This window comes from Hymenobacter sp. DG01 (assembly GCF_006352025.1).
In the GTDB taxonomy this organism is placed as follows: Bacteria; Bacteroidota; Bacteroidia; order Cytophagales; family Hymenobacteraceae; genus Hymenobacter.
On sequence record NZ_CP040936.1, the window covers coordinates 1,194,634 to 1,216,292 of the forward strand.

The following is a 21,659-nucleotide window of genomic DNA, read 5'->3' on the forward strand; positions in this document are numbered from 1 at the left end:
ATATGGTTTCAAAAGCAGTAGCGAAATACGTGCACGCGCTGCACCTGAAGAAGTACCGAACCCGGCACGAAGCCTTCCTGGTGGAAGGCGGCAAAAGCGTGCGGGAGCTGCTAAGTTCCGGGATTCTAACGGAACGCCTCATCGTTACGTCTGAATTCGGTGAGAAAATCCGGTCGGAAATTCCGGCGGGCCTGCCCGTTGATGTTGTATCGGAGGACGAGCTGACCCGCCTGGGCACGCTCAGCACCAACAACACGGCTCTGGCCGTGGCCCGCCTACCCCCCGAGAAACCCCTGAACCCCACCGCCGGACAGCTTTTTCTGGCCCTGGATGAAGTTCGGGACCCGGGCAACGTGGGCACCCTCATCCGCCTGGCCGACTGGTACGGGTTGGCCGGCGTGGTCTGCTCCGAAACCTGCGCCAACCCCTGGGCACCCAAAACCGTGTCGGCCACCATGGGCTCCTTTACCCGCGTGCCCGTGTGGCAGCGCGAGCTGCCCGCCTGGCTGAGCGCCCTCCCCCCTGAACTGCCCGTGTACGGTGCCGACCTGCACGGCGACAACGTGCACCGCCTTACCCTGCAGCCCACCGGCGTGCTGGTGATGGGCAGCGAAAGTCACGGCCTCACGCCTCCCGTCGAAGCCTGCCTGACCCAGCGCCTGCACATCCCCGGCCGCGGCCAGGCAGAAAGCCTGAACGTCGCGGTTTCAGCGGCTATCCTGCTGGATAACTTCTACCGGCATACGGCCTAGCGGTGAGCTAGTGAGCTAGTGCGATGGTAAATGGTTATGGCGAGGGCGCCGAAGCCATCCGTCCTCTCCTCTGTGACAAGCCAGATAAACAGACAAGCCCTTACTTCCAGCTCGGAGGTAAGGGCTTATCACGTTTCAAGGGGGTAGCAGGTTGGTCGGGAAGGATGGCTTCGGCACCCTCGTCATGACCACTTACCATTTCACTAGCTCACCACTACTGCAGCAGGGAGATGCCGAAGCTCAGGGTTTGGGCCTGGGGGCCGCGGTTATTTTTGAACGTGTCGTTGAGGTTGTACTTGGCGAAGAGGTCGATGCTGCGGATACCGATGGTCCCCTGCAGACCGTATTGGAAATCGGCCAGGTTGTAAGAGCCGCGGTCCTTGTCTTTCTTGGTGTTGCCGCCGTCTTCGTACTTGATTTTGGTGTGCGAACCCAGGCGGTAGCCCACGAACCCGCCGGCCCCAATGCGGAAGGCGTCGCGGCCTTTCTTGTTCTTGAAGTCCAGCACGGGCATCAGGGGCAGGTTGATGCTGGAAACGGCCAGCTTGCTTTTTTGCAGCTCCCGGTTGGGGGTTTCCAGGTTCTGGCTGATGATGGTGCGGCCATCCACATCAAAGAACTGATTGTTTTTGTCCAGCATGTAGTTGTTGAAAGCCAGCTCAGGGCCCGTAATCAGGTGGAAAGGTGAGCCCTTTTTGCCGACCCGGATATCGTAGTGCCAGTTCAGGCTGAGGTAGCGCGAGCCGATGGGACGCAGGTCGAAATCCTCGCCGCCGGCGGGCGTTTCGCGGTTCACCAGCGTGTTCAGGCCCAGGTCGATGTTGAAGTTGCTGCGCACGGCCCGGTTGGCGCGTTGTTCGTCGCGGGCCTTGCGCTGAGCCTGTCGAGCCGAGTCAGACAGGGCGCCAACCCGCACGGAAACCCGGTCGTTGTCGCCGTTGGAACTTTCGTCCACCGTCACCCCAAACACACGGCCCAGGGTCACATCCACATGATCCGCCGATTTATTCTGGCTGCCGGGGCCCTGGTTGCGCACCGTAATCCGAATCTGCTCGGGTACTTTTTTGCCCGGCTGCTCCTTGGCGGGGTAGAATTCCATGGTTATCTGCTCCGATTTGGAGTTTTTGCCAGCTGCCTCGGCCTGAGTGATGTAGGCATCGAGCAGTACCAGGAGGGAATCAAGCTTGTACTGGCGCATTTGCCGGAGCTGGGCTTTGTCCTTCACGTAAAGGGTCATGGTAGCCTGGTTGGGCAGCTTCACCAGAATGGTGTCATCGTTGCCGGGGCGCGTGGCAGCCTGCGAGGCGAAACCCAGCAGCAGAAAGGCGAGGAGAGCGAAAAAGCGTTTCATGATAAAAGGCGCGTAAAGCGGGAGAGTTAGAGTTGGATGGTTTTGGTGAGCGTGCGGCCCGCTACGTGGGCCTGCACCGTCACCGACTCGGGCAAGCCAGCCTCCGTGAGGCTGACCCGCTCGCCTTTCACAGCATTGCGGGCCTGCCGGAGCAGGGAGGTCAGGCGGGGCCGACGAGCCGGCTCAGCGGCTAGTGCCGTAGCCTCCGTACCAGGCCGCACTTCCACCTCAATGGGACCTGTAAGGGCCACCGTGGCAGTAGGCAGCTCCGTTGGGCGGGCCAGCTCCGGGTCGGGCGTACGCTCCGGAAGCGTAGCGCGGGCGGGGGGAGTAGCGGTAGGGGCAGGCTGGGTAGCGGCGGGGGCGCTGGCCAGGGCTAGCTGGCGGGGCGCCGGCGCTGTGGAAGCCTGGGGCCGGGCGGGCCGGCGGCTCTCCGAAGCGGGGTCTGGTTGTACACCCGCAGACCGGGTTTCAGGAGAAGGTGCCGTAGTGGCCACTACGGCGGCTGGCTTATTGGCCTGGGCTTCTGGGAGGCTAGATGAGGAAGCGGGGGTAGGAGTTGCCTGAGGATTAGAAATATTTTTTGTTGAACCCTTAGGCGTGAAGCGGGCCGTGTTGGCCGCTATTTCGGTGGTGCCAGGGCGGCTGGGGTTGCTACCCGTCAGCACCCACCACGCGCCGCCCAGCAGCGTGAGCAGGGCCACGGCCGCCGCGGCCAGCCACAGCACGGGGCGTTTGCGGCGGGGCTGAATCTCGGCTTCAATTTCGGCCCAGAGGAAGGCGGGCGGGGTAGGCGCGTGGCCCTGCAGCCGCTCGCGGAACAGCTTATCAATATCTTCCGGTTGCATACAGTTCTTTCGGGGTGTGGGTGGAGGAGGCCGGCTGGGCTTGGGCGTTGGCTACCGCGAGGCGGCGCTGGAGCATGGCCCGGGCCTTACTGAGCTGCGACTTGCTGGTGCCCTCCGAAATACCGAGCAGCTCGCCGATTTCGGGGTGGGTGTAGCCCTCCAGGGCGTACAGGTTAAAAACGGTCCGGTAGCCAGCTGGCAACTCAGCCAGCAGGGCCAGCATGTCGTCGGCGTTCAGGCGGCTTTCGGCTTCGGCGGGGGTAGCAGGCGTTTCGTAGGTCAGGTCCTCGATGGCCAGGTGCAGGGGCTCTTTGCGCCGCAGCATGCCCAGGGCTTCGTTCACTACAATCCGCCGGATCCAGCCCTCAAAGGAGCCCTCGTGCCGGTACTGGTCCAGCGCCCGGAATACTTTCGTGAACCCCACAATCAGGGCCTCTTCCGCGTCTTCGCGCCGCCGCAGATAGCGCATGCACACGGATAGCATCAGCCCGGCAAACCGCTCGTAGAGCAGCTTCTGGGCCCGACTGCTCCCTTGGCGGCAGGCGGCTATGAGGTCAGCATCAGTCACGGAAGGAAGCGTAAGGTTCAGATCAAATCAGGGCGTTTGAGGGGCTAGATGTAAAGGGAGGGGTAGGGGTTGCCTGGGAAGTGAAAAAATATCCTGGTTAGTCCAATAAGGTTGTAATAATGCTGATAACCAATGGGAAAAATTTATAATCCAGCCTAGATATAAAGCCAGCCAGGAGAGATAAGACAGAAAAATGACCTCACAAAAAAGCCCCGATACCTAATGTATCGGGGCTTTACTGAAAACTGAGGGGTAGGAAACTTAGTAGTTACCAACTGAGAGCATTACCAGCGTGCAGGCTTCCTCAGTGCGGATACCGCGCTGCTGGGCCAACTCCTCCAATTCCGGGTTTTCGGTGCCGGGGTTGAAAATGATGCGCTTGGGGTTCAGGTCCAGAATATAGTCGTACCAGCCGGGCTGGTTTTGCGGGCCTACGTAGAGGGTTACGGTGTCAATGCCTTCGGCCGTAGGGCGGTCCGTGCGAATATCGAGGCCGGCTACCTGGCCTTTGCGGATGCCCACGGGCACTACCTCGTGGCCATGGCTCTTGAGCTGATGAACGGCGCGGTAGGCGTAGCGGGAGGGGTTATCAGTAGCCCCCAACACAAGGGTCTTTTTCATAGGAAGGAAGTTTGCCCTGCTGCTCCTGTAGCGGAGCGAAGAAGAACAGAAGAATGATTTCTCCTTATAACGATTATTTCGCGCCGATGGCTGCAAAAGCCGCTTCCGCGCACCGCTCGCCATCCATGGCGGCCGACACAATGCCGCCCGCGTAACCCGCGCCTTCTCCGCACGGGAACAAGCCTTGTACCTCGGGGTGCTGCAGGGTGTCCCGGTCGCGGGGGATGCGGACGGGGGAGGAGGTGCGGCTTTCTACCCCCACAATCTGGGCCAGGTTGGTAGCGTAGCCCGGAATCTTGCGGCCGAAGTTCTGGAAGCCCTGGCGCAACCGTTCTGCCAGCGCCGGCCCCAGCACCTGGTCCATGGGCACCGACACGAGGCCTGGTTGGTAGCTGGTTTCCAGCAGCTCCGGCGACACCTTGCTTTTCAGGAAGTCGCCGAGGCGCTGGGCGGGGGCCAGCTGGGTGTTGCCGGCTAGGCGGCAAGCGCGCTGCTCAATTTCCTGCTGAAACTTCAGGCCCGCCAGTGGCCCGTATTGGCGCACGTCCATGTCTTCCAGCTCCACGGCGGCCACAATGCCCGAGTTGGCAAAGCGCGAGTCGCGACGGCTGGGGCTCATGCCGTTTACCACCACCTCGCCGGGCGAGGTAGCGGCCGGCACGATAAAGCCCCCCGGGCACATGCAGAACGAGAAAACGCCGCGCTGCTGGTTTTTCCACTGCGTCTGGTGCACCAGCGAGTATGAGGCCGCCGGCAGCACGCCCCGGTCTGGGCGGCGATACTGGGCCTGGTCGATGAGGGCCTGCGGATGCTCTACCCGCACGCCCAGGGCAAAGGGCTTGGCCTCGATGAGCACGCCCCGGCGGTGCAGCAGCTCATAGATGTCGCGGGCAGAGTGGCCGGTAGCCAGAATAACGGCGTCGGCTTCCAGGGCCTCACCGGTGGCGGTTACTACCCCGCGCAGGCGGTTATTCTCCAGAATGAGGTCATCGACCCGGGTATCGAAAAGAACGTCGCCGCCCGCCTGGCGCACACTCTCGCGCAAGGCCGCCACCACGTAAGGCAGCTTATTGGTACCGATGTGGGGGTGGGCATCCACCAGAATATCGGGGGTAGCGCCGTGCTGCACGAAAATGCGCAGGATGCGCTGAATGTCGCCGCGCTTGCTGGAACGGGTGTAGAGCTTGCCGTCGGAATAGGTGCCGGCCCCGCCTTCGCCGAAGCAATAGTTGGAATCGGGGTTGACAAGGTGCTCTTTGTTGAGGGCAGCCAGGTCGCGGCGGCGGGTGCGTACGTCTTTGCCACGCTCCACCACAATGGGCTTAATACCCAATTCAATAGCGCGCAGGGCCGCAAACAAACCGGCCGGACCCGCGCCTACAATCAGCACCGAGCGGCGGGCGCGGCTAACATCGGGGTACTGAAACCAGGGGCCGAACAGGTCGGTGGGTGGGGGCGTCTGGTAGATATCGGCCCGCAGGCGAACCAGGGGTTGGCGGCCGCGCGCGTCAATGGAGCGCTTGCGCAGGTGCACAAAATCGGCCTGGCCGGGCACGAGGCCGGCGGCATCCAGCAGGGCACGGTAGCGCGCCAGTTCATCGTAGGCTACCTCCGGCGGGAGCAGTAGCTCAATTTCTTGTTTTTGAGAAGACATAAAAGAGGTGAAAGGGAGTTAGCCTTTGAACCGGTAACCAGGTTACGGAACTGCAAAGATACGCAGCCAAAAACAGCGTCTGGCCTCAGAAAGCCAATAAAAGACTCCTGAGGCCAGACGCGACAGATTAGGTGGTAGTCAGGGCGGGCCTTACTCGCCGATGGGGCGGGTTGGGTTATTCTGTAAGCGAGGCCAGAACTTTTCCATCGACTCATTAAACAGCGTGAGAACCTGGCTCCGCACCTCCCCGGAAGGGTGGCGCAGCAGCTGGCCAAGTAAGTGACGGTACATTTCCGTCGTGATTTCCAGGCCTTTGGCGCTTACCAAGCCGTGGTGGAGAAGGTCGCAGTTAGCGGCCACAGAATTTGCCATAGAGTCAGTGAGTTCTTCGCGGGCGAGGTCCGCTTCCCGAAACGACTGTTCCAGGCGGGCATTCATTTCGGGCGTGTAGTGCTGGTCGTTTGCCATAGCTACTCAGTAGGGAAGTAGCCTGTTTAACCTCAGGCATAGGCGGAAAGGTTCAGGCGGTTCCGGTAAAAGTCCACTCATTTCTGGTAACCGCCATAAAGCTAATTTGTTATATATACCCGCCGCGCCTTATTATCGGGCCAGAGTATCGGCCTGCAGGATGCGGACGGGGCGTTTATGTTCGTCGATAGCCACAAACGTAAACAGGCCCGATACGGCCCGGTGGCGCTCCTCGGAGTACATCTGCTCCACGAATAACTCGACGCGCACCTTCAGGCTGGTGTTGCCTACGTGCTCTACTCGGCCAATGAGTTCCACCAGCGTACCGCCCGGAATGGGATGGGTGAAATCCACTTTGTCGGAGGAAACCGTCACCATTTTGAGGCGGCTGAACCGGGTGGCCGTAATAAAGGCTACCTCATCCATGAGGTGCAGGGTAGTACCCCCAAACAGGGTGTCGTAATGGTTGGTGGTGTTGGGAAATACGGCTTTGAAAATCCGGGTTTCGGCGCGGCTGATTTTCTCTTCGAGGGTAAGCATGGGTAGCAAAAAAGTGAAAAGTAAAAGTCTTTTCGCTTTGGCCGCAGTTCACGGCTCCTCCCCAGTATTTTGGCCTTTATCGGGCTGAGGCGCACTGCGGTTAGCACGGAACGGACACAGATATACGCATCCCTACCCGCCGTAACCGGCCCTACGCCGCAGAACCCGACAAGGCCCTCAAGTCGCGAAGGAGCCTTATCAACAAGAGCGGCGGGCAGGTCTCCTGACTTACACCCTGCTTCCCACCCTTCTCACCCGGTAGGGCAATGGGCGTCATGGGGAAGCAGATGCCGGCACGCGGGGTGCTGGCGGGTACTTACAGTAGCGCGTCTGTCCGGGAGTTGCACCCGGTTCCCTTTTCATGCCTACCCCCAACGGGGCCGGCAACCTGCCGCTCGTCTGACTGAACTGAACAGACAAAGAACGAAGCGCCAAAGGTAGCAGAACCGGCGGCTTCGGGGCACTTTCGCTAGTTTGCGGCCGTCTGCCGCCTTCCGCTTTGTTTCCATGCCCCAACTTTCGCCCACCCCTGCGCGCACCATGGCTTCCCGCGTCCGCTCTATTTTCAGCGGCTCAGTAGGCAACCTCGTGGAGTGGTACGACTGGTACGTGTACTCGGCCTTTGCCTTGTACTTCGCGCCGGCCTTCTTTCCCAAAGGCAACCTCACGGCCCAGCTGCTCAACTCGGCAGCCATTTTCGCGGTGGGCTTTCTGATGCGCCCCCTGGGTGGGTGGCTGATGGGCATCTACGCCGACCGCGCCGGACGCAAAGCGGCGCTGCTGGCCTCCGTGCTGCTTATGTGCGGGGGCTCCCTGCTGATTGCCCTCACGCCTTCCTACCAGCAGATAGGGGTAGCAGCGCCGGTACTGCTGGTGGTGGCCCGCCTCTTACAGGGCCTGAGCGTGGGCGGTGAGTATGGCACCTCAGCCACGTACCTGAGCGAAATGGCCGACCAGCGCAACCGTGGCTTTTTTTCCAGCTTTCAGTACGTGACGCTCATTGCCGGGCAGCTGCTGGCTTTGCTGGTGCAGCTGGGGTTGCAGCAACTACTCACGCCCGCCGAAATGTACGCCTGGGGCTGGCGGGTGCCCTTCGGTGTGGGGGCAGTGGCCGCGCTGGTGGCCCTGTACCTGCGCCGCAGCATGGAGGAAACCGACCAGTTTACCCGCCGCACGGCGGCTACCCCCACCCAGCGGCCCAACCAGATGCGCCTGCTGCTGCGGCACCCCCGCGAAATCCTGACGGTAGTGGGCCTGACGCTGGGCGGCACGGTAGTGTTTTACACCTTCACTACCTACGTGCAGAAGTTTCTGGTAAACACTACGGGCTTTTCCAAAGGCCAGGCCACGCTTGTTTCCTTTGGGGCGCTGGGCGTGGCTATGCTGCTGCAACCCCTGTTGGGGGCCATTTCCGACCGGGTAGGCCGGCGGCCGGTGCTGCTGTTTTTCGGGGTAGGGGCCACGCTGCTGACGGTGCCGCTGCTGCGGGCGCTGGGGCAGGCCCCGGGGCCGGGCGTGGCCTTTGGCCTGCTGCTGGTGGCCTTAACGGTGGTCAGCGGCTACACCTCCATTAATGCGGTAGTGAAAGCCGAACTGTTCCCAACGGAAATCCGGGCCCTGGGCGTTGGGCTGCCCTACGCCCTGACCGTGGCTATTTTCGGGGGCTCGGCCGAGTACATTGCCCTGCTGGCCAAGGACCACGGGGTAGAGGAATGGTTTTACTGGTACGTGACGGCCTGCGCGGCCTTCTCCCTGCTGGTGTACCTGCGCATGCCCGATACCCGCACTACCTCCCGCCTGCGCGAGGAAGAGCCGGCCGCTCACTGAACGATAAGCGTATCGGTCAGGGGAGTAGCGGTGGCGCTGGGGAAGTGAAAAATATAGGTGCCGGGCTGGGTGGCCGTGAAGGGGTAGCTGCCCTCGTAGCTGGAAACTACCTCGGGGCAAACGCAGCCCTCGTACGCCACCACCGGACTGAGGTAGATGTGGTTGCCGCTACGCTGCTCGCTTACCGACTTGAACTGCCCGCAGCCGTTGATAATCTGGAGGGTGTAGCGCACGGTTACGGGCGTGCCTACCGTCCCGGTTTCCGGGCTGACCACGCGGGTAGTGGGGGCCAGTACCTCCGTAGAGCACTTGTCGGGCTTGCTGTCCAGGCTCAGGCAACCCGTAAGCACTGCTGGGAGCAGCGCGGCAGCTCCTAACCGGAAGCTCCGAAACAAAGCAGAATAAATCATGAATTGTAAATATTGCTTATCACCCAAAGATGCCGCAAATCATTGGTATGGTTGCACTGTTGGGCCGCAGCCCGGAGTATTTTTGGGCGCCGGGTAACCCAGGGCAGCGACTTAAGGTATAATTCTTGCTTCAAGCCGCTTTACCCCTAGCGTGCGGCCTGGGCCACCGGGGTATTCTTCCCTGGCTTCGCGTATGTATTACTTTCCCTTTATGCCCCTCGTGTATCCGCCTGCGCGGTTGTGCTTTCTGCTAACCCTGGCGCTGCCAGTAGCAGCGGCCTGTACCCAAGAGAAAAATCCGGACGGAAAACCTGCCCGCCCCAGCCCGCCCGCCGTAGTGACGGGTGGTAGCGGCGCGGCCACGTTCACGATTCGCTATAGCCGCCCTTCGGCCAAAGGCCGCAAAATATTCGGGGGCCTGGTGCCCTACGGCCAGGTGTGGCGCACGGGGGCCAATGAGGCTACTACCTTCTCCGTAAACCAGAGCGTAACCGTGCAGGGCCAGCCTCTGCCGGCGGGCAAATATGCCCTGTTTACCATCCCCGATGCCCAGCAGTGGACCATCATCTTTAACCGCACTCCCAATCAGTGGGGGGCCTATGAGTACCAGCAGGCCGACGACGTGCTGCGCGTGAAGGCTACCCCCGCCGCTACCCCCCGAACCCTGGAGCAGTTCCTGGTAACGGCCGACAAGACCGGCCGCGTAACCCTGGGCTGGGAAAATACCCAGGTGAGCTTTGTAGTGAAGTAGTGCCGGACAATACGTAGCGCTTCGGCTGGTTCTGAAAAGACGGAAGGCGGCAGGATCCCCTGCCGCCTTCCGTCTTTTGGAGCTACTCCCCGCCCAGCACGCTTTCCACCCAGCCTTTGCCCCAGTCCTCTAAATCCTGCGCGGTCCAGAGCTGGGGGTAGAAGATGCGACGCTGAAACTTGGGAGGCAGGTACTGCTTCCAGTTGGTGCCCCCGGTAGCGGCAATGGCATCGGGGCGACGCTCCAGGTAGCGCACCGCCGACTTATAGTGCATCAGGGGCCAGTTTACGTTCACGCACACATCCAGCTGCTTTAGCTGGCGCAGCAGGCGCGGGTGCTCCTGGCCGGTGGGGCCAGGCGGCAGGCGCTGCACCACGGCCCACACGTTGCGCTGCTCAAAGTGGCGGGCGTGCTGCAGCAGCTTATCGGCGTACTTCTTCTCAAACTCCACCAGGGTAAGCGCCTTGGCTCCGGTTTCCACCACCGTCGCCCCCGATTTCCAGTAGATGCAGCCCATCAGCTCGTCGTGGGCGGCGGCCTCGCCCAGCAGGCGGCGGCGCTCCTCGGGCACGAGGTTGCTGAGGCTGGTACTAGCCAGCTCAATCATGCGGTACTGCACGCTCTGGAAGCCCGAGGCCGGCATCAGGGCCATCCGGAACTCCAGGAACTGCTGCTTGTCCATGCCGTCCACCATCACATCAAACGAGTCGATCAGGTTTTCGAAGTAGCGGTTAATCCGGCCCACGCGCAGTACTATCTCGTCCACGGTGGGGGTAGTGAGGTCACCCAGCTGCTCGTACTCGCAAAGGCAGAGCTGGAAGTACAACTCAGTTATCTGATGATAGATGATGAAAATCTTCTCATCCGGAATCTTGGTCAGGGGGCGCTGCAAACTCAGCAGGGTATCCAGCTGAATGTAGTCCCAGTAGCCCAGGTAACGGGTGTGGTATAGGCCTTCGAGGTAGGCGGCCAGGTCCTGGTCGTCGGCGGAGTAGCGCTCCTGCAGGCGCCGCAGCTGCGCCAGCACTGCGGGCGAGAATTCAGATTCCGGAGAGGTCATGGGGGTAGGGCGGATGGATACTACACTGCAAAGATGGGAAATGGTAGTGAGGTGATGGGGTGAAGAGGTAATGAGGTAAATAGTGATGAGGTGAGAAGGTAAGGAGTGAACGGTCTGGCATAGAGCTTTGGCCGCAGGCCAGGCGTCTGCCGCTAGAACGTCCACCCCTTACCTTCTCACCTCATCACCTCGTCACCTCATTACCATTCACCTCTTCACCTCATTACCCCATCACCTCTTCACCTCTTCACCTATATTTACGCAATGGCAGAGAAATCCAGTATTTTCGACATGATCGGGCCCGTAATGATTGGGCCCAGCTCCTCCCACACGGCCGGGGTCGTACGCATTGCCCGCGCCGCAATCCGCATCCTGGGCAGCAGCCCCACCCACGCCACCATCACGTTCTACAACTCCTTTGCCCGCACCTATGAGGGTCACGGCTCCGACCGCGCCATCGTGGCCGGCCTGCTGGGCATGCCCACCGACGATGTGCGCATCCGCGAGGCCTTCGACCACGCCAAGGAAGCCGGCCTGCAATACACGTTTCAGGGGGTAGGCAATGCCTCCACCATGCACCCCAACACCATTCGCCTGCAGCTGCGCGACGAGCGTACCGGTCAGGCCGTGGAGGTTATCGGGCAGAGTCGGGGTGGGGGCGTCATTCGGATTGTGGAGGTAGATGGCTTTCCGTCGGACTTCTCCGCTTCCCTGCATACGCTCATCATCGACGCCGACGATGTACCGGGCTCCATTGCCTTTATTGCCTCCGTCATTGCTCATGATGAGTGCAACATTGCCACCATGTTCGTTTCGCGTAAGGGCAAGAACGACGCGGCCCGGCAGTTCATCGAAATCGACTCGGGCCTGCGCGACATCACCCTGGACTACCTGCGGCAGCTGCGCTGGGTGCACCGCGTTACTTATATTCCTACTATTGACTAACTAAGCGCCCGGCCGCTCCGGTTAAGGGCAAATTTCACCGGGTTGGTTGATTTCTGTCCATGCTACGTCGGCAGACTGATACCTTTGGTGGCCAGGGCCACCGCGCCGGATTGCGGTGTCTCCTACCTATTACAGCCTCATTTACTCTCCCTATGAAGCGTTTTTACTGGCTGCTGATGAGCGTGTCGGCCGGATTACTGGCCGACGGATCGGCGCGGGCCCAGACTACGGCGCCCACAGCGCCCGCCCAGCCCCCGGCGGGTACGCTGCGGGCCGCAACTCCTACCGGGCCCTGGACCCTGCAGCGGGCCATCGACTACGCCCTGCAGAACAACCTGACGGTGCGCCAGCAGCAGCTGACCTCGGAGCTTCAGAACGCCACCCTGCGCCAGAGCCGGGCCGCCCTGCTCCCCTCGGCTAATATCTCTGGCACCCAGGCCTGGAACTACGGCACCAGCCTTGATCCGCTCACCAACGACTTCGTGAGCCAGACCATTCGCTCGAACAACTTCTCGGCCAATTCCCAGGTGACCCTGTTTTCGGGGTTTCAGCTGCGCAATACGGTCAAGCGCAACGCCCTCGACTCACAGGCCAGCGGCCTGGATATTGAGAAGTCGCGCAATGATCTGGCCCTGAACGTGGCCTCTGCCTTTTTGCAGCTGGTACTGGCCGAAGAGCTGGTGCGCACCAACGAGGTGCGCGTGAGCAGCACCCAGGCCCAGGTAGAGCGCACCCAGAAGCTGCTGCGGGCCGGCTCCATTCCGGAAAGCAGCCTGCTCGATATTCAGGCCCAGCTGGCCAGCGACGAGCTGAACGTGATTACGGCCCAGAACCAGCGCGACCTGGCTCGCCTGACCCTGACCCAGCTGCTGAACCTGCCTTCGCCCACCGGATTCCAGATTGAGGTGCCCCCACTGGCCGACCCCGACGATGAGCCCCTGCTGGAGGCCGACCCCGACGGCACCTACCAGACGGCCCAGAGCCTGCTGCCCGAAATCAAGGCCGCGGACCTGCGCGTGCGCTCGGCCCAGAGCAGCCTCGATATTGCCCGTGGCGGTTACTACCCCCGCTTGGCGTTCGGGGCCGGTATTTTCACCGGTTTCTCCTCCTCGCGGCTGGCGCGCGTGTTCAACGGCGACTCCACGGATGCCGTGGCGGTGCCCGTATTTCAGCCCGGTACGGGCGGCCAGCCCGTGCCTTCGCAGTATTTTCTGCTTCAGCCCAAGCAGGCCATTCCGGAGCTGCTGCCTTCCAGCTTTAGCAGACAGCTCAAGGATAACTTGGGTAAAAGCCTGCAGTTTTCGCTGCAAATCCCGATCCTGAACGGCCTGCAGACCCGCACCGGCGTGCAGCGGGCCCAGATCAATATTCAGCAGCAGGAGTTGCGCGCCGAGCAGACGCGCCTGCAGCTGCGCCAGAGCATTCAGCAGGCCTACGCCGACGCCATTGCCGCCCAGCGCCGCTACCTCTCCTCGCGCCGCCAGGTGGAGGCTCTCACCACGGCCTACCGCAACGCCGAAATCCGCTTCAACAATGGCCTGCTCAACGGCACGGAGTTCAACATTGCCAAAAACAACCTCACGGCCGCCGAATCGACGATGATTCAGGCCAAGTACGAGTTTATCTTCCGCCGCAAAGTGCTGGATTTCTACCAGGGCCGTCCCATACAGCTGTAATAAGTAAACAAGGGAAGAAGTGAGGCACGAAGAGATGCCCGCTCACTCACCTATTTACTCATGCGCTCATTCACTCATTCACTCATTGATTTTATGCGAAATAACCGCACCCTGTACATTCTGCTGGCTATTGTACTGGTACTGATTGGCGGCATCGTGGTGGCGAAGAAACAGGGCTGGATCGGTAAGCCAGCCGGCACCGAGGTGCTGGCAGCCAAAGCCGCGCCGGCTACTATTGTGGAGAAGGTCAGCGCCTCGGGCAAAGTACAGCCCGAAACCGAAGTGAAAATCTCGCCCGACGTTTCGGGCGAAATCACGGAGCTCTATGTGGAGGAAGGCGACTCGGTGCAGAAGGGCCAGCTGCTGCTGCGCATCCGCCCCGATAACTATCAGGCCGTGGTTAGCCAGCAGAGCGCCGTAGTAGGCACCCAGCAAGCTAATGTGGCCCAGAGCCAGGCCCGCCTGCAGCAGCTGATAGCCAGCGCCCGTCAAACCGAGTTGACCTACCGCCGCAACGCCTCGCTCTACAAGCAGAAGGTGATTTCGCAGTCTGATTATGAAGCCAGCAAGGCCGCTTACGATGCCTCCCAGGAGGAAATCAACTCGGCCCGCCAGAACATCCGGGCGGCCCAGAGCAGCGTGCGCAGCGCCCAGGCCGGCCTGGAGGAAGCTCGCAAAAACCTGAACAAAACCACCATTTACGCCCCCGTAAGCGGCACGGTAAGCAAGCTCAATGTGAAGAAGGGCGAGCGGGTAGTAGGTACCTCTCAGATGGCCGGTACCGAAATCATGCGCATTGCCAACCTCAATAACATGGAGGTGCGGGTAAGCGTGAATGAAAATGACATCATCAATGTGGACCTGGGCGACTCGGCCGAGGTGGAGGTGGACTCCTACGCCAGCCAGGACCAGAAGTTCCGGGGCATTGTGACGGCCATTGCCAACACGGCCAAGGACGCCCTCACGGCCGAAGCCGTAACCGAGTTTGAAGTGCGCATCCGTCTGCTGCCGGAGTCTTACCGCAACCTGACCCGCACCATCAAGGGTCGGACGGTGGTACCGTTCCGCCCTGGCATGACGGCCTCCGTGGACATCATCACCAACCGCAAAGCCAACGTGCTGAGCGTGCCCCTGGCCGCCGTTACCACTCGCTCCGACAGTGCCCGCACCGCGGGCAACGACCAGAAGTCGGCTCCGACGGTTCGCGTGGGCCGCGGGGGTAGCAGCGGGGCCACGCCCGCGCCGGCCGCCGGCCCCAAGGACGACGTGCAGGAAGTGGTGTTCCTGATCCGCAACGGCAAGGCCGTACTGACGCCCGTGAAAACCGGCATCAGTGACTTCCAGAACATGGAAATCGTGAGCGGTATTCAGGCCGGCGACCAGGTAGTGAGCGGGCCGTTCCGGGCCGTATCCAAAACCCTCAAGGACGGCGCCCTGGTGGTTATCAAGGATGTCAAGACCCTCGACAAAGCCGCTTTGAAGGAAGATGGCGGAGGAGAGTAAGCTAACTGATAAGAAAAGTTACTGGCTCAGCTTGAGCCGCTAACCCCCATTGGAAGGCCGCTCTTGCAGCACGCAGGGGCGGCCTTCCGTTTTTTTTACCTAAGATTGACGTAGCGGTGAAATGGTGAGCTTATCGCTCAGGCGTGCGGTTCTGCGGCGCTAGCCCGTCACCTCACTATCTCGCCATTTCACTATCTCACCACCTCACCACCTTCCCACCCCTTGGAAAAAATAGCCATGCTTGGCGGCGGCTCCTGGGCCACCGCGCTGACCAAAATTCTCGCTGAAAATGGCAGCCGCGTCCACTGGTGGATGCGCAGCAAGGACGACGTGCAGCACCTGCTGCGCACCCGCCACAATCCGCGCTACCTCTCCTCCGTTGCTCACGACCTGAACCGGGTGTTCCCGACCAACGATCTGGAAGACGCCGTGCGCGAGGCCGACTGGCTGGTGCTGGCCGTGCCGGCCGCGTTCGTGCAGAGCACCCTCGATAAGCTGGACCGCGACGCACTCAAGCACAAGCGGATTATTTCGGCCATTAAGGGCATGATTCCCGGCAAAAACGTGCTGGTGACGGATTACGTAGCCGAGCGGTTTCGGCTTTCGCACGCCCGCCTGGGGGTAGTGGCCGGCCCCTGCCACGCCGAGGAAGTAGCCCTGGAAAAGCAGAGCTACCTCACCATCGGCTCCCCCGACGCCGACCTGGCCGAGGACTTCAGCCGCCTGCTGCGCAACCGCTACGTGAAGGCCAACCCCGCCCAAGACCTCGACGGGATTGAGTACTGCGCCGTGATGAAAAACATCATTGCCCTGACCTGCGGCATTGCCCACGGCCTAGGCTACGGCGACAATTTCCAGGCGGTGCTGGTCAGCAACGCGGTGCAGGAAATTAGGCGCTTCGTGCACGCCGTGAACCCCCAGCCCCGCGACCTGTCGGCCTCCGCCTACCTCGGTGACCTGCTCGTAACGGCCTATTCGCAGTTTTCGCGCAACCGCACCTTCGGCAGCATGGTGGGCCGGGGCTACTCCGTGAAATCGGCCCAGCTGGAAATGAACATGATTGCTGAGGGCTACTACGCCGTGAAAAGCATTTATGAGATGAACCGCAAGCTGCAGGTGAACATGCCCATTACGGCGGCCGCCTACCACATCCTCTACGAGAAGATTTCACCCGCTATTGAAGTAGAACTGCTAAAGGAGAAGTTTAAGTAGAATGGAAACAAGGGGTACTGGAGAATCCTGGCGCACAAGCTGGTATTTTGCTTTGGGCGCTGGCTGCTGCGGTTTTCTGTTACTAGCTGGCTCTTGGCTGGTGGCCGGCAAGCCGTATTGGCTGCAGCTTATGGATGGCACGAGTGGATGGACTATTTACCCGCCTTTATCCGCTAGGCCTCAGGTCATTCCAGGAGGAGAAGAAACTGTGCGGAGCTTGCTGGAAGCAATAGGGTGCGGTGGTCTCTTTCTGGCCGCGTGGCTGCGAGCATGGTGGCAGCGGCGAACTCAGCAGGGCGTATCGCACAGCTCCTGGTTCAGGTGGTCTTTCCTGTTGTTAGTGCCAATTGTAATCCAGATAGGGGGCATCCTGTACACCGTCCGACTAATACGTGCCGCCGAAGCTGATGTATTGTGGCAAATGCGCAATATGCCGTCTGATACGACTGCTGTGGACTAGTTGCCTGACCCTGGGTCAGAGAAACCCAACGCATTTTGAAGGGGTATAGGAACAATTCAGCGGTTTTTCCGTCTGCTAGCCAATATCTCTCGCCTAACAGTTATCACATGGCCACCTGGGACTACCATAATTTCGACAATGATGCCGCGGCCGACCTGGCCGAGGAATTCCGCAGCAACCCCAACGAAGCGCTGCTCTACGAAGTGCTGGCCACCGCCGCCGAGGCCGAGGAAGAGCTGGACGAGGAGGAAGCCAGCCAGGCCCTGGCCGCCGCCGAAATCGTAGCGGCTATCCAAGGACATCCTACCCCCGATTTTCTGCCAGGTCTTACTCTGGCCGTGAATGGCATGGAAGCCGATGAAGACCTGGCTGAGCTGGCCCAGGAAGCGGTAGAAGCCGTACTGAACAGCTCGGCCCTGCAGGTGCGCTGGGCCGAATCGGCGGAGTATGGAAACTGGCAGCAGCTGCAGCAGGACCTGCTGGCGCGCTTAACGGCCGAGTAGTATGCATTGGCTTGTGCTGGCCCTGCTCACGGCGTTGTGTCTGGCCTTTTACAACTTCTTTATCAAGCTGGCCGCCGACCACGTTTCGGCGGCGGCGGGCGCGGTAATTCTGCAATTGGTAGCCGCCGGCCTGGGCGGGCTGTGGCTGCTGTGGCTGCGCCTGAAAGGTCAGTCCCTGGAACTAAGCAGTAAAGGGGTAGGCCTGGCCGTTGCAGCCGGACTAGGAGTAGGCTTGGCCGAAATCCTGACGTTCGTGGTATTTAGCCGGGGTGTGCCTTCCTCAGTGGGTACGCCGGTTATCGTGGGCGGCTCAGTGCTGCTAACGGCCGTTCTGGGCCTGGTGGTACTTCGGGAGGCCTTGTCGTGGCCGCAGGCGTTGGGCCTGGTAAGCATAGTAGTAGGCATTGCCCTGCTGGCCCGTGGGCACTAGCAGGGGTAGGGATCCATCTGATACCAAAACAAGCAGGCCCACCGGACAAATCCGGCGGGCCTGCTTGTTTTGGGGTACTGTAGAGTGGTTACGCTTCCGTCTGGCACTGCTGGCACACTCCGGCCAGTAGGTAGTCGCGCGACTCCACCCGGAAGCCCTGGGGTAGCAGCACCGGCGGAATCGTGACGTGGTCGAGGCAGTAGGTATGCTGGCACTGGGTGCATTTGAAGTGCACATGGTCGTCGGAGTGGGCATGCTCACTGCAGTGGTCGGAGCAGGCCGCGTACCGAATGACGTCGGTGTTATCGATAACCCGGTGGATAAGGCCTTTTTCCTCGAAGGTCTTGAGGGTACGATAAAGCGTAATCCGGTCCGTATCATGGCCCAGGGCCTGTTCCAGCTCGTGGCTGGTAAGCGCGAAGGGGGAGCTGGTCAGCAGCCGGAGTACCCCGCGGCGCACCGGCGTCTGACGCAGGCTGTGCCGGGCTAGTAGGGAAGTAAGCGAATCAGCAGAAGCTTTCATGATTCTGCAAACATACTGCACATTGCGTCGCGTTCAGTGGAAGCCGAGGATTAGGCGTAGAATGCCCAAAGGCCAGAGCGGGTAGCTCTGGCCTTCGCGTAGTGGTTGTGGAAAAGGAACGGGAACGGTTTCGGGGGCAGGAGCAAGGACATCCTGACCGCCGGAGGGATAAGCAAATGTGCGGGGTTTAGGCCTCTCCGGCAAGGTAAAAACGGGCCTGTTTGTGACAGACGAGTTTTTTGCCCTTACACTAAAAAAAACAGCTTTAGAATGCTCACGCTATGTTTTTCGCTGCACGGCAGCTATAAATGACCCCCGAAAAGAATGATTTGTGACATAAGTGCCTGGGCTGGGGAGGATACCCTGAGCCGGCGGCCGGGCCAGGCAGGTCAGCCTAGCGGGAATCACTTCTGCTGGCCCTCCGCCAGGCAATGAACAGGGTGTAGTGGGTAGTGCCAGCCGCCTCAGGCAACCGTGTCGAGGGGGAGGGGCAGCGTAACAACATACTCGGTGCCCAAGCCCGGCTGACTGGTAGCTGTAAGCTGCCCCCTGAGCCCCCTCGTGACCAGATCATAGCTCAGGGGCAAGCCCAGGTCGGTGGAAGCATCCCGGTCGGGAAAGCGCTGAAAGAGCGTGGCCATAACTTCGGCCGAGAGGCCAGGCCCGTTGTCACGCACCAGCAGTTCTACGGTTTCGGCGGTGCGTCGGGTATGTAGCTCTACCTGCGGGATATAGTTTTCCTCGGCCTCTGCCGCCGCCTGGCGCTGCAGCACCGCCTGCAGGGCCGCACTGAAAATGCCCACCAGGGCCCGTCCGATGTCCTGCCGAACCACCTGCACCGAGCCTACTGCCGGATCAAGGCGCAGCAGCAGGGCCGCGTTGAAGTAGCGGTTTTTGGCACGCAGGTCGTGGTAGGTCAGGCGCAGGTATTCTTCGGCCAGCACATTGAGCTTGGTGAGCTGGCGCGGCCCGCTGCTATCCTGAGAATACTCCAGCATGCCCTGCACAATGGAGTCGGCGCGCTGGGCAAATTGCAGGATACGGGTCTGATTCTGGAGCAGGTTCTGCAGCATCTCATCCAGTATCTCCCGGTCGTAGGGGCGGGTTATCAGCCGGGCAGCTTCGTGGCGCAGCTCGGTGCACAGCTCGGCGCTGATAGCGGCAAACTTGCGCGCCGAGCTTACCGGCGTCTGAATCTCGTGGGCTACGCCGGCCATCAGCTCGCCCAGCGACGCCATTTTTTCGCGCAGCACCAGCTGGCTCTGGGTTATTTTCAGCTCTTGCAGGGTCCGGGCTAGGTTGTCGCGCTGGGCCGTGAGCTGCCGCGCCTGGTGGGTTACCTGCTCGTTGAGGCTCTGCAGGCGCTGGTTGGCCCGCTGCTGCTGCCGGTTGCTGCGCCCCAGCAGCACCGACACCAGCAGCAGCACGGCCACGCCGGCCAGCAGGGCCGCCGTCCGGATCTGGCCGGCCACCTTGTCCCGTTCTTCCTCCAGCTGGCGCAGGCGCTGCTGCTCGGCAAAGCCAATGGCATCCAGTTGCTTGATGCGCTGCGGGTTGTGCAGGCTGTCCTGGGCCATCAGCAGCAACTCCATATACTTAAGAGTGCTGTCGGGCTGCTGCCGCTGCCCGAACGCCTGGGTCAGCAGCTTGCTGTTGCGCACAATGCCCACCGTAAAGGGGAGGGACTGGCCCAGTGCCAGGGCCTTACGGGCGTAGTAGATGCTGGAATCCGGCTGCTGGAGGGCGTGGTAAAGCTCGGCCATGTACTGGTAAGAGCGGCTGGCACTGCGCCGGTCGTTTTCGGGTGCGGCCACCCGTACGCTCTGGCGGTAAAAGCGCAGTGCCGCCTCCGGCCGGCCCAGGGCCACCTGCAGCAGACCCAGCTCGCGTAGGACGTAGGGCGCGGGTGTGCCCCAGCAGCTTTGGTGCAGGGTGCGGGACCGGCGGGTAAGCTCCCAGGCCCGGTTCAGGAAAAAAGCGGCCGAGTCGTAGCGGCGCAGACCTTCATAGCTGGCGCCCATGTTCGTGAGTACGCTAACCAGCTGGGACGTGTCGGCGGTGCGGGCCTGCTGATAAAGGCGCCAGGCGCGGGAGTAGTACTGCAGAGAAGGACGATAGTCGTCAAGCGAGAAATACAGCAGACCGGTTTGGTTGAGGGTGCGGGCCGTGCCTTCCAGATCGTGGCTGGCCTGGTTCAGGTGCAGGGCCTGCAGATCCACGCGCAGGGCCTGGGGCAGGTTGCCCCGCTCGCCCAGCAGCAACGCAATGCGCGAAAGGCAGCGCCCTTCGCCTTTGGGGTAGCCGATGCGGCGGGCCAGAGCCAGGCCCTGCCGGGCATACCACTGCACGGAATCGAAGCGGGAATAGCGGTAAGTCGCCGCCAGGTCGGCCAGCAGCAGCGTACGGGCCGTGTCGGAGGTGGCGTTGCGCAGCGCTCGTTGCAGCACGCGGGTTTGCGGGCTTTGCGCCCATCCGGCCGTACTCGCGAGTACGACGGCCGCCAGCAGCAACCCCAGGAAGCGTTGAATCATGGGGGAAGGTACGCAAGGAAAACGGCCCCGGAAAGCCTGGGCCGGCCGCTGCCCACCCCTGGCTTTCCGCGCTACCCACCAGCCCAGCGGCCTCCGAGCCGGGGCATACTCGGCCCGCCGGCCTACCTTTGCCGCATGAGCTTTCTCTTTTCCTTCCGGCGGGGCAAGGGCCTCGGGCTAATGCTGGCGGTACTGGCCGGCGCCTGGTCCTGCTCTTCCCCTGACCCCGCCCCGGCCAATGAATCGGAGCACCTGACCCTGGGCAACCCCAGCGGGGCCACGGCCGATGTCAAAATGCCGTCCAACTACCTGCTGCTCAAGCCGCAGTTCGCGCTTTCCTACCACCGCAGCCAGGGCAAGCCCAATTGGGTAAGCTGGCACCTGACAACCCGCTGGCTGGGCAGCGCCGCCCGCCAGGACAACTTCCGGCCCGATTCTCAATTGCCTCCTACCTGGTACCGGGTTACAAGCGCCAGCTACGCGGGTTCCGGCTTTGATCGGGGCCACAACTGCCCCTCGGCCGACCGCACCAGCACGGCCGCCGACAACTCGGCTACTTTTCTGATGACCAACATGATGCCCCAGGCCCCGCGCAATAACCAGCGCACCTGGGCCGGGCTGGAAGAGTTTTGCCGACGCCAGCTTCAGAACGGCGCCAATGAGCTTTATGTGGTATGCGGAAGCTACGGCCGGGGTGGTACCGGCTCTGAGGGCTACAAAACCACCCTCGACCAGGGCCACGTAACCGTACCGGCCCGGGTGTGGAAGGTGGTGGTGATTTTGCCCGAAGGCGACGACGATGATGCCGCCCGCGTGACGGCCAGTACCCGGGTTATTGCCATTGACATCCCCAACGACAACAACCTGACCGACAGCTGGGAAGACTACCGCACCAGCGTGGATGCCATTGAGGCCGCAACGGGCTACGATTTGCTTTCGGCCGTGGCCCCGGCGGTGCAGCAGCAACTGGAGCGCCGCATCGATCAGGGGCCTATTTAGACCCGGGTTTCAGGGGGAGGGCACCGC

At 61.5% G+C, this 21,659-nt stretch carries 21 protein-coding genes and 1 riboswitch; of the genes, 10 read left to right on the top strand and 11 right to left on the bottom strand.

The window, feature by feature from the left end; genetic code table 11:
* The first annotated feature begins 2 nt into the window (after positions 1-2).
* Positions 3-752: an RNA methyltransferase gene (locus FGZ14_RS05030; RefSeq protein WP_139921845.1), complete on the top strand. Its 750-nt coding sequence runs from the start codon at positions 3-5 to the stop codon at positions 750-752.
* Positions 753-966: 214 nt separating this feature from the next.
* On the opposite strand, the gene FGZ14_RS05035 is transcribed toward FGZ14_RS05030, so the two are convergent.
* From FGZ14_RS05035 to FGZ14_RS05065, 7 genes are all read right to left on the bottom strand, one after another.
* The gene (locus tag FGZ14_RS05035) at positions 967-2,103 is read right to left on the bottom strand and encodes a porin family protein (protein ID WP_139921847.1); all 1,137 of its coding nucleotides are present in this window, start codon (positions 2,101-2,103) and stop codon (positions 967-969) included.
* Positions 2,104-2,129: 26 nt separating this feature from the next.
* Complete coding sequence (locus tag FGZ14_RS05040; protein WP_139921848.1) at positions 2,130-2,951, bottom strand: hypothetical protein; 822 nt, start codon at positions 2,949-2,951, stop codon at positions 2,130-2,132.
* Positions 2,932-3,519: an RNA polymerase sigma factor gene (locus FGZ14_RS05045; RefSeq protein ID WP_110979353.1), complete on the bottom strand. Its 588-nt coding sequence runs from the start codon at positions 3,517-3,519 to the stop codon at positions 2,932-2,934. Before FGZ14_RS05045 ends, FGZ14_RS05040 begins: the two co-directional genes overlap by 20 nt.
* Positions 3,520-3,780: 261 nt before the next feature.
* Entirely contained in the window at positions 3,781-4,140 is a 360-nt protein-coding gene (locus FGZ14_RS05050; RefSeq protein WP_139921850.1) for a CoA-binding protein, read from the bottom strand.
* Positions 4,141-4,213: 73 nt separating this feature from the next.
* Complete coding sequence (locus tag FGZ14_RS05055) at positions 4,214-5,794, bottom strand: NAD(P)/FAD-dependent oxidoreductase (RefSeq protein WP_139921852.1); 1,581 nt, start codon at positions 5,792-5,794, stop codon at positions 4,214-4,216.
* Positions 5,795-5,944: 150 nt separating this feature from the next.
* Positions 5,945-6,262: a hypothetical protein gene (locus tag FGZ14_RS05060; RefSeq protein WP_139921854.1), complete on the bottom strand. Its 318-nt coding sequence runs from the start codon at positions 6,260-6,262 to the stop codon at positions 5,945-5,947.
* Positions 6,263-6,394: 132 nt separating this feature from the next.
* Entirely contained in the window at positions 6,395-6,802 is a 408-nt protein-coding gene (locus FGZ14_RS05065) for an acyl-CoA thioesterase (protein WP_139921857.1), read from the bottom strand.
* 195 nt (positions 6,803-6,997) lie between these two features.
* Positions 6,998-7,209: riboswitch (cobalamin riboswitch) on the bottom strand.
* Between the two features lie 100 nt (positions 7,210-7,309).
* Here FGZ14_RS05065 and FGZ14_RS05070 point away from each other — a divergent pair.
* Entirely contained in the window at positions 7,310-8,629 is a 1,320-nt protein-coding gene (locus tag FGZ14_RS05070; RefSeq protein ID WP_139921859.1) for an MFS transporter, read from the top strand.
* Here the strand turns inward: FGZ14_RS05070 and FGZ14_RS05075 are convergent.
* Positions 8,623-9,039: a hypothetical protein gene (locus FGZ14_RS05075; protein WP_139921861.1), complete on the bottom strand. Its 417-nt coding sequence runs from the start codon at positions 9,037-9,039 to the stop codon at positions 8,623-8,625. The two genes, FGZ14_RS05070 and FGZ14_RS05075, sit on opposite strands and share 7 nt — an antisense overlap.
* A 193-nt stretch (positions 9,040-9,232) precedes the next feature.
* Here FGZ14_RS05075 and FGZ14_RS05080 point away from each other — a divergent pair, with 193 nt between their 5' ends.
* Complete coding sequence (locus tag FGZ14_RS05080; protein ID WP_139921863.1) at positions 9,233-9,790, top strand: DUF2911 domain-containing protein; 558 nt, start codon at positions 9,233-9,235, stop codon at positions 9,788-9,790.
* An 82-nt stretch (positions 9,791-9,872) separates the two neighbouring features.
* On the opposite strand, the gene FGZ14_RS05085 is transcribed toward FGZ14_RS05080, so the two are convergent.
* Positions 9,873-10,850 (bottom strand): tryptophan 2,3-dioxygenase family protein, encoded by a 978-nt coding sequence (locus FGZ14_RS05085; protein WP_139921865.1) that lies wholly within the window; start codon positions 10,848-10,850, stop codon positions 9,873-9,875.
* Between the two features lie 264 nt (positions 10,851-11,114).
* On the opposite strand from FGZ14_RS05085, the gene sdaAB reads away from it, so the two are divergent.
* The 6 genes from sdaAB to FGZ14_RS05115 all read left to right on the top strand — a co-directional run bounded on the left by sdaAB (position 11,115) and on the right by FGZ14_RS05115 (position 17,579).
* Entirely contained in the window at positions 11,115-11,795 is a 681-nt protein-coding gene (sdaAB, locus tag FGZ14_RS05090) for an L-serine ammonia-lyase, iron-sulfur-dependent subunit beta (protein ID WP_139921867.1), read from the top strand.
* Between the two features lie 152 nt (positions 11,796-11,947).
* A complete protein-coding gene (locus FGZ14_RS05095) occupies positions 11,948-13,471 on the top strand; it encodes a TolC family protein (RefSeq protein ID WP_180754501.1) in 1,524 nt (507 codons plus the stop codon).
* A gap of 60 nt (positions 13,472-13,531) precedes the next feature.
* Positions 13,532-14,974 (top strand): efflux RND transporter periplasmic adaptor subunit, encoded by a 1,443-nt coding sequence (locus FGZ14_RS05100; RefSeq protein ID WP_257883343.1) that lies wholly within the window; start codon positions 13,532-13,534, stop codon positions 14,972-14,974.
* Between the two features lie 222 nt (positions 14,975-15,196).
* Positions 15,197-16,186, top strand: a complete 990-nt coding sequence (locus tag FGZ14_RS05105) for an NAD(P)H-dependent glycerol-3-phosphate dehydrogenase (protein ID WP_257883344.1) — start codon at positions 15,197-15,199, stop codon at positions 16,184-16,186.
* A 567-nt stretch (positions 16,187-16,753) separates the two neighbouring features.
* Positions 16,754-17,149 carry a DUF4259 domain-containing protein gene (locus FGZ14_RS05110; RefSeq protein WP_139921872.1) on the top strand — a complete coding sequence of 132 codons (396 nt, stop codon included), beginning with the start codon at positions 16,754-16,756 and terminating at the stop codon, positions 17,147-17,149.
* 1 nt (position 17,150) lies between these two features.
* Complete coding sequence (locus FGZ14_RS05115; protein WP_139921874.1) at positions 17,151-17,579, top strand: EamA family transporter; 429 nt, start codon at positions 17,151-17,153, stop codon at positions 17,577-17,579.
* A gap of 88 nt (positions 17,580-17,667) precedes the next feature.
* On the opposite strand, the gene FGZ14_RS05120 is transcribed toward FGZ14_RS05115, so the two are convergent.
* Complete coding sequence (locus tag FGZ14_RS05120) at positions 17,668-18,102, bottom strand: Fur family transcriptional regulator (RefSeq protein WP_139921876.1); 435 nt, start codon at positions 18,100-18,102, stop codon at positions 17,668-17,670.
* A gap of 464 nt (positions 18,103-18,566) precedes the next feature.
* Positions 18,567-20,633 (bottom strand): ATP-binding protein, encoded by a 2,067-nt coding sequence (locus FGZ14_RS05125; protein ID WP_139921878.1) that lies wholly within the window; start codon positions 20,631-20,633, stop codon positions 18,567-18,569.
* A 135-nt stretch (positions 20,634-20,768) separates the two neighbouring features.
* Here FGZ14_RS05125 and FGZ14_RS05130 point away from each other — a divergent pair, with 135 nt between their 5' ends.
* Positions 20,769-21,632: a DNA/RNA non-specific endonuclease gene (locus tag FGZ14_RS05130; RefSeq protein ID WP_139921880.1), complete on the top strand. Its 864-nt coding sequence runs from the start codon at positions 20,769-20,771 to the stop codon at positions 21,630-21,632.
* Positions 21,633-21,659: the final 27 nt, after the last annotated feature.

Coding starts and splice junctions, on each gene's coding strand:
- FGZ14_RS05030 (WP_139921845.1), top strand. CDS start 3: ATGGTTTCAAAAGCAGTAGCGAAATACGTGCACGCGCTGCACCTGAAG.
- FGZ14_RS05035 (WP_139921847.1), bottom strand. CDS start 2,103: ATGAAACGCTTTTTCGCTCTCCTCGCCTTTCTGCTGCTGGGTTTCGCC.
- FGZ14_RS05040 (WP_139921848.1), bottom strand. CDS start 2,951: ATGCAACCGGAAGATATTGATAAGCTGTTCCGCGAGCGGCTGCAGGGC.
- FGZ14_RS05050 (WP_139921850.1), bottom strand. CDS start 4,140: ATGAAAAAGACCCTTGTGTTGGGGGCTACTGATAACCCCTCCCGCTAC.
- FGZ14_RS05055 (WP_139921852.1), bottom strand. CDS start 5,794: ATGTCTTCTCAAAAACAAGAAATTGAGCTACTGCTCCCGCCGGAGGTA.
- FGZ14_RS05060 (WP_139921854.1), bottom strand. CDS start 6,262: ATGGCAAACGACCAGCACTACACGCCCGAAATGAATGCCCGCCTGGAA.
- FGZ14_RS05065 (WP_139921857.1), bottom strand. CDS start 6,802: ATGCTTACCCTCGAAGAGAAAATCAGCCGCGCCGAAACCCGGATTTTC.
- FGZ14_RS05070 (WP_139921859.1), top strand. CDS start 7,310: ATGCCCCAACTTTCGCCCACCCCTGCGCGCACCATGGCTTCCCGCGTC.
- FGZ14_RS05075 (WP_139921861.1), bottom strand. CDS start 9,039: ATGATTTATTCTGCTTTGTTTCGGAGCTTCCGGTTAGGAGCTGCCGCG.
- FGZ14_RS05080 (WP_139921863.1), top strand. CDS start 9,233: ATGTATTACTTTCCCTTTATGCCCCTCGTGTATCCGCCTGCGCGGTTG.
- FGZ14_RS05085 (WP_139921865.1), bottom strand. CDS start 10,850: ATGACCTCTCCGGAATCTGAATTCTCGCCCGCAGTGCTGGCGCAGCTG.
- sdaAB (WP_139921867.1), top strand. CDS start 11,115: ATGGCAGAGAAATCCAGTATTTTCGACATGATCGGGCCCGTAATGATT.
- FGZ14_RS05095 (WP_180754501.1), top strand. CDS start 11,948: ATGAAGCGTTTTTACTGGCTGCTGATGAGCGTGTCGGCCGGATTACTG.
- FGZ14_RS05100 (WP_257883343.1), top strand. CDS start 13,532: ATGCGCTCATTCACTCATTCACTCATTGATTTTATGCGAAATAACCGC.
- FGZ14_RS05110 (WP_139921872.1), top strand. CDS start 16,754: ATGGCCACCTGGGACTACCATAATTTCGACAATGATGCCGCGGCCGAC.
- FGZ14_RS05115 (WP_139921874.1), top strand. CDS start 17,151: ATGCATTGGCTTGTGCTGGCCCTGCTCACGGCGTTGTGTCTGGCCTTT.
- FGZ14_RS05120 (WP_139921876.1), bottom strand. CDS start 18,102: ATGAAAGCTTCTGCTGATTCGCTTACTTCCCTACTAGCCCGGCACAGC.
- FGZ14_RS05125 (WP_139921878.1), bottom strand. CDS start 20,633: ATGATTCAACGCTTCCTGGGGTTGCTGCTGGCGGCCGTCGTACTCGCG.
- FGZ14_RS05130 (WP_139921880.1), top strand. CDS start 20,769: ATGAGCTTTCTCTTTTCCTTCCGGCGGGGCAAGGGCCTCGGGCTAATG.